The sequence below is a fragment of the Eubacterium ruminantium genome (assembly GCF_900167085.1).
Lineage (GTDB): Bacteria > Bacillota > Clostridia > Lachnospirales > Lachnospiraceae > Eubacterium_Q > Eubacterium_Q ruminantium.
The window spans coordinates 1-4,802 of the sequence record NZ_FUXA01000030.1 but is presented as its reverse complement, the minus strand read 5'-3'; the positions used below and the strand labels follow the sequence as shown (position 1 = coordinate 4,802).

At 35.5% G+C, this 4,802-nt stretch carries 14 protein-coding genes; all 14 read left to right on the top strand.

Annotation, left to right across the window (positions count from 1 at the left end):
- A partial coding sequence (locus B5D25_RS12960; protein WP_159444188.1) for a hypothetical protein occupies positions 1-243 on the top strand: 243 nt, incomplete at its 5' end.
- Positions 244-426: 183 nt separating this feature from the next.
- Positions 427-894: a hypothetical protein gene (locus B5D25_RS12635; RefSeq protein ID WP_078788318.1), complete on the top strand. Its 468-nt coding sequence runs from the start codon at positions 427-429 to the stop codon at positions 892-894.
- Positions 895-906: 12 nt separating this feature from the next.
- Entirely contained in the window at positions 907-1,107 is a 201-nt protein-coding gene (locus B5D25_RS12630; protein WP_078788317.1) for a hypothetical protein, read from the top strand.
- Positions 1,097-1,645 (top strand): hypothetical protein, encoded by a 549-nt coding sequence (locus tag B5D25_RS12625; RefSeq protein WP_078788316.1) that lies wholly within the window; start codon positions 1,097-1,099, stop codon positions 1,643-1,645. The genes B5D25_RS12630 and B5D25_RS12625 overlap by 11 nt, the downstream gene beginning before the upstream one ends.
- On the top strand, positions 1,632-1,862 hold the full coding sequence (locus B5D25_RS12620) for a hypothetical protein (protein WP_078788315.1): 231 nt from the start codon (positions 1,632-1,634) through the stop codon (positions 1,860-1,862). Before B5D25_RS12625 ends, B5D25_RS12620 begins: the two co-directional genes overlap by 14 nt.
- Positions 1,859-2,257 (top strand): hypothetical protein, encoded by a 399-nt coding sequence (locus tag B5D25_RS12615; RefSeq protein ID WP_078788314.1) that lies wholly within the window; start codon positions 1,859-1,861, stop codon positions 2,255-2,257. The genes B5D25_RS12620 and B5D25_RS12615 overlap by 4 nt, the downstream gene beginning before the upstream one ends.
- A 3-nt stretch (positions 2,258-2,260) precedes the next feature.
- A complete protein-coding gene (locus B5D25_RS12610; RefSeq protein WP_078788313.1) occupies positions 2,261-2,584 on the top strand; it encodes a hypothetical protein in 324 nt (107 codons plus the stop codon).
- A gap of 3 nt (positions 2,585-2,587) precedes the next feature.
- Positions 2,588-2,812 carry a hypothetical protein gene (locus tag B5D25_RS12605; protein ID WP_078788312.1) on the top strand — a complete coding sequence of 75 codons (225 nt, stop codon included), beginning with the start codon at positions 2,588-2,590 and terminating at the stop codon, positions 2,810-2,812.
- A complete protein-coding gene (locus B5D25_RS12600; RefSeq protein WP_078788311.1) occupies positions 2,803-3,015 on the top strand; it encodes a PIN domain-containing protein in 213 nt (70 codons plus the stop codon). The genes B5D25_RS12605 and B5D25_RS12600 overlap by 10 nt, the downstream gene beginning before the upstream one ends.
- 256 nt (positions 3,016-3,271) lie before the next feature.
- Positions 3,272-3,460: a hypothetical protein gene (locus B5D25_RS12590; protein WP_078788309.1), complete on the top strand. Its 189-nt coding sequence runs from the start codon at positions 3,272-3,274 to the stop codon at positions 3,458-3,460.
- Positions 3,457-3,855, top strand: coding sequence for a hypothetical protein (locus B5D25_RS12585; protein WP_078788308.1), 399 nt, complete (start codon positions 3,457-3,459; stop codon positions 3,853-3,855). Before B5D25_RS12590 ends, B5D25_RS12585 begins: the two co-directional genes overlap by 4 nt.
- A complete protein-coding gene (locus B5D25_RS12580) occupies positions 3,852-4,082 on the top strand; it encodes a hypothetical protein (RefSeq protein WP_078788307.1) in 231 nt (76 codons plus the stop codon). Before B5D25_RS12585 ends, B5D25_RS12580 begins: the two co-directional genes overlap by 4 nt.
- On the top strand, positions 4,060-4,305 hold the full coding sequence (locus B5D25_RS12575) for a hypothetical protein (protein WP_078788306.1): 246 nt from the start codon (positions 4,060-4,062) through the stop codon (positions 4,303-4,305). The genes B5D25_RS12580 and B5D25_RS12575 overlap by 23 nt, the downstream gene beginning before the upstream one ends.
- Before the next feature lie 213 nt (positions 4,306-4,518).
- A partial coding sequence (locus tag B5D25_RS12570; RefSeq protein WP_159444187.1) for a helix-turn-helix domain-containing protein occupies positions 4,519-4,802 on the top strand: 284 nt, incomplete at its 3' end.

The following is a 4,802-nucleotide window of genomic DNA, read 5'->3' as shown; positions in this document are numbered from 1 at the left end:
ACGCATAGGGCGAGTATTAGTTTATATGATGATAAATATTCCGAAAATCCAATAAAATGGTGGATAGGTACATACGAATCATCAAAACCATCAGATGATGATTATTATGATTATATAGACGCAACAAATAATATAAGTAGGCGTAATTCTAAATATTGGGAAAATAGTTTTATTGAATTAATTGAAAATTGGGAAGCGATTAAAACAAATATAGAATCAAATTTGGAAAATGAACAATGTTAACATGACGGAATTACATGATAGTTTAGAAATTGCACGAATATACGCAGGAGCAGAATTTGAAAGACTATGCAATAACAATCAGCATGTAGATGCTTGTGTATTTCAATCGATTAGAGACAGTATTGCGCAAAACATACAGTTATTGCAGTCTTATGCATATTGTGCAGAAAGTGAGGAGTCAGAATGATAAAAGAAGAAATAATCGAATTTTGCGAAATGAAAGCAGAACTTGAGCCGGAAAATGAGGATATTTATGAGGCTATTATCAATGTATTAGAGCAAGAGCCTTGTGAGGATTGTATCAGCAGAGAGGCGGTGCTTGACCTTGCTAAAAAAGGTGTGTTGGTATCAAACGGAAACTACGAAAGTGTATGCAAGGCAATTAATGATTTACCATCCGTCACACCAAAGTACACCGATGAAGAAATAGACAGGGCACAAGCAGTTGAAGAGGCTTACATTGATAAGATGGTGGAGTTGACTGTTGAGGAGTCAAAGAAGGTGGGGCATTGGATGGTTAACAAAGAAAAAAGCCTCGCTAAATGTAGTAATTGTAAATTTTCTTTAAAAAATAAAGATGAAATTAAGTTATTCGGCACATTTATACAGGGATATAACTATTGTCCTTATTGTGGAGCAAAGATGAGTTAGAGAGGTGGGAGGATGGCTAAAGCAAGATGGCAAGAAATAAATGATGGTTGGTTCAACTATCATTACTGCACTAACTGCGGTTATAAACATTTTGAACCGGGCGAAAAAGTTTTACCGACAAACTGCCCGAATTGCCACAAACAACTTGATTTTACTTTAAAGATATATGAATATGCTGCTGAAACGATGAAAGGAGAAGACGATGACGAATAAAAGATGCGCAGAAGTGATCCATGCGGTCAAATTTATGGTAGATGATACAGATTACACAGAAGAGGTAGAAGAAGCTTTAACGATGGCACAACAGATGTTAGGTAATGCCGATGAGGAGATAGATTGCCCTTTACATGGCGAACATGAGGAAGACATCTGGGACAATGGCTATAGAAGAGGCTACGGAAGAGCATTACTTGATTATGGCTTAGAAGATTGGGGCAAGCCATCAGAGGTGCTAGACAAGATAAGAGCCAAGATAGAGAAATTACAGAAAATGTGCGATACGAACGATTTAAACTTGCTATCGCAGTATTCAGCATTTGGCATGGCATTAGATGTTATTGACGAATACAGGACAGAAAGTGAGGATAAGATTAGTAAAATTAAATCTGAATATCTCGTTATGGATGAATATGGCTATACAGATAAAGAGTTAGTTGATACGGCAAATATGCTAGTTGACAAGGTAAATGAGTTAAATGCACTAATACAACACAAAAGCAGAGAGTGGGGAATAAGGAATGAGAAAATGTAATGTATGTGGCAGGAGATTTAGACTTCTTGCAAAGAATAGATATGAGGTGGTTAGAAGACCCGTTGGGCTTAATTGTTTAACACAAGGTACAGTTTACTATAATGCTTTTGATTGCCCGCATTGTGGATGCCAGAATATCGTTGGAGTTTTGGAAAAGGTAAATGTAAGAGATATTGAAGATGAAGCACTGCTACAAGAAAGTGAGGATAAGGAATGACAAAAGAAGAAATAATCGAATTTTGCGAAATGAAAGCAGAACTTGAGTCGGAAAATGAGGATATTTATGAGGCTATTATCAAGACATTAGAGCAAGAGCCTTGTGAGGATTGTATCAGCAGAGAGGCGGTGCTTGACCTTGCCGAAAAAGGTTTGTTGATATCGAACGGAAACTACGAAAGTGTATGCAAGGCAATTAATGATTTGCCATCAGTAACACCTACACGCAAGAAAGGAAAGTGGGAATTTGAAAAAACAATATTTGATAGACTTGGGTTAACGGTAAGGTGTCCGTCATGTCGCAAAAGATGGAAAACCTATGACGAAATCAGATGGAAAAAAGAAAATAGGTTTTGCCCTAACTGTGGAGCAAGAATGGCAGAAAGTGAGGAATGATGAATGAAATCAAAAGAAGTAAAGGGTTTTAGTTCAGCATATCCCAATATATGTAACCTTAAACTTTTGCCAAATATAGATGGGACTTGGATAACTATACAGGATGATGTTGGCACTTCAATGACCATTAAACTGTCTGACCTTAGTGATTTTATTAAATCAGATGTTCTTGACAAGATAAGAGCCGAGATAGCTTGCCATATCATTGAAGATGATACAAGTGGAAATACACCTGCTAGATTAAGAGCGGATTGGACAGCCGCTAATAAAGCACATTTGATAGATATAGCCATTCTTGACAAGTACAAAAGAGAAAGTGAGGAATAGGGTATGCGTAAGCTCAAAGTCATTACGTATTGTGATAGGTGTAAAAAGGAATTTGAAAAGTGGAATCAGAAAAGATTTGAGGCGTATGGCATCGCAGAATTTGTATATGATGAGGTTGAGCCATATCTTGATAAACCGTACGACTTGTGTGAATCATGCTATAACGAGCTTGAAAAATGGTGGAATTTCCAGCCACAGGCGGAAAGTGAGGATAAGGAATGTTTTTAAATAAAGGGCGAAAGTTGAAGAAAGAAACCTTGTTAGAAGAATTAACCAAAGAAGATTTACAAGTGTTGGCTTTAGCTTATATGTATGCCAAGAACCTACATATGTATGGGGAAGATGTCACCAAAGCCAGCTGTTCAGCAATACAGAATGTAGCAATGTTAGAAAAAGCTTATCAAAAAGGGGTATTACGATGCTATGAATAAGAATATGACAGAAAGTGAGAAAGTATGAACGGACACAAAACATATCTTGAACGTTGGTGGAAAAACAATACAAGATACATCGGATTGCATAACTATAAAGTTCCATGGAAAGAAATCGGGCAGAAACCGATATGGAGAATCAGAACTAATGGGGCGAGTAGGAAGAACGGAGATACTTGTTTCGATATAAATGTTTTCCTCGGATATATCGTGTTCAACTACACAAATTGGAATTGGAGAAAGTGAGGGATAAGGAATGACAAAAGAACAAAAGGATAAAATTCTCAAAGCAATAGCAGAAGATAGAAATGATTATGCAAGAGATTGCGACAGGCGAATAGCAGAAGAACAAGGTAAGATCATTGGTGCCGATTATATGCTTCAAAGATTTCTTGATGTTTTGAGGACAGAGGTTGAGCCACAGGAAAGCGAGGAAGAAGAATGAAATGTGAGGATTGTATTGAATGGGAATATTTTGAAGGTTATGGTTATGGTTGTTTTTGCATGAAAACAATGACACCAATAGATGCTGAAAAATGTGAGTTTTACGCAGATAAAAGACCCGATGTACCGCATTCATGGAAACCATCAAAAACACTTCTTGAAAGCGAGGAAGAAAAATGGAAATTAACAAGAGATGAAATCTTAAAGTTGGTTGATAAAGTCAAGGCAAGTGCTTCTGAGGACAAAGAGTTTATAGTATATGGAACTGAAGAATATATAAATCAAGTCAAAGATTATCTGCCACCAAATATATCGGTTAAAATTGTTCCTGCAAATATAATCCCAGTTGAAGAGACAAATCCATTAAAGTTCGTATTTGAGGAGAATGAGATATGACAAAAGAAGAAGAGTTCTTTGATGAGATAATATCAGATCTTTTTAGAAGATGTAATACTTGTTTTAAAATGATAGATAAAAACGAACCATATGTTGTTGCATATAAGAATGGGTATCCTGCATATTTTTGTCGAGATCATATTTATGATGCAGAGCATTACCTTGATTGGTTTCAAGAGCTTGTTGATATTAGGAGGTGTGATTATGACACAGATAGTAGAGATTAAAGATAATCCATTTTGGGAACATGACGTTGATGAGGCTATTGATGATTTTGAAGTAGAGTTTGGTGTTGCACCGCATATGTATATCGGCAAAAACTTTATAGAAATGATTACTGCAAGCACCATGTTTATTCATAGAGAACAACCAGTGAATGCTATTATGAAATATAAAGGAGTACCTTGTGAGTATGATCCTAATATATCTTGTGTAATTTTAAAAGCGTAAGCAAAACAAACTTTAGTTATGAGAGGTTCGGGATAAAGGAAGAAATTAAACATTGACAAAAATATTATGTTGTGATATCGTGACAATAAAGGAGGAAATTAAAAATTGATTTAAGATTTTGGAGGCATAGATTTATAGATTAAACGAGAACACTCACCACTTTAGTAGTGAGATGAATCGCCATAATAATATGTGATAAGCGAGGTGAAAAATGTGGAAAAGGCTTACAAATATAGAATATATCCGAATAAAAAACAGAAAGAAATAATAACTAAAACATTTGGATGTTGTCGTTTTGTATACAATAAGTATCTTGCTAAAAGAATCGAGATGTATGAGCAAAGTAAAATAACTTTCTCATATGTTCAATGTGCAAACGATATGAAACAACTTAAAACAGAACTAGAGTGGCTTAAAGAAGTTGATTCCACAGCACTTCATGATAGAGATGTTAATGCTGCCATTAATATTCTCAACGAAGGACTTAGGATATTAAA

What these genes read in the sequence shown, in the direction of transcription:
- B5D25_RS12635 (WP_078788318.1), top strand. Translation starts at nt 427, where the DNA reads ATGATAAAAGAAGAAATAATCGAATTTTGCGAAATGAAAGCAGAACTT.
- B5D25_RS12630 (WP_078788317.1), top strand. Translation starts at nt 907, where the DNA reads ATGGCTAAAGCAAGATGGCAAGAAATAAATGATGGTTGGTTCAACTAT.
- B5D25_RS12625 (WP_078788316.1), top strand. Translation starts at nt 1,097, where the DNA reads ATGACGAATAAAAGATGCGCAGAAGTGATCCATGCGGTCAAATTTATG.
- B5D25_RS12620 (WP_078788315.1), top strand. Translation starts at nt 1,632, where the DNA reads ATGAGAAAATGTAATGTATGTGGCAGGAGATTTAGACTTCTTGCAAAG.
- B5D25_RS12615 (WP_078788314.1), top strand. Translation starts at nt 1,859, where the DNA reads ATGACAAAAGAAGAAATAATCGAATTTTGCGAAATGAAAGCAGAACTT.
- B5D25_RS12610 (WP_078788313.1), top strand. Translation starts at nt 2,261, where the DNA reads ATGAAATCAAAAGAAGTAAAGGGTTTTAGTTCAGCATATCCCAATATA.
- B5D25_RS12605 (WP_078788312.1), top strand. Translation starts at nt 2,588, where the DNA reads ATGCGTAAGCTCAAAGTCATTACGTATTGTGATAGGTGTAAAAAGGAA.
- B5D25_RS12600 (WP_078788311.1), top strand. Translation starts at nt 2,803, where the DNA reads ATGTTTTTAAATAAAGGGCGAAAGTTGAAGAAAGAAACCTTGTTAGAA.
- B5D25_RS12590 (WP_078788309.1), top strand. Translation starts at nt 3,272, where the DNA reads ATGACAAAAGAACAAAAGGATAAAATTCTCAAAGCAATAGCAGAAGAT.
- B5D25_RS12585 (WP_078788308.1), top strand. Translation starts at nt 3,457, where the DNA reads ATGAAATGTGAGGATTGTATTGAATGGGAATATTTTGAAGGTTATGGT.
- B5D25_RS12580 (WP_078788307.1), top strand. Translation starts at nt 3,852, where the DNA reads ATGACAAAAGAAGAAGAGTTCTTTGATGAGATAATATCAGATCTTTTT.
- B5D25_RS12575 (WP_078788306.1), top strand. Translation starts at nt 4,060, where the DNA reads ATGACACAGATAGTAGAGATTAAAGATAATCCATTTTGGGAACATGAC.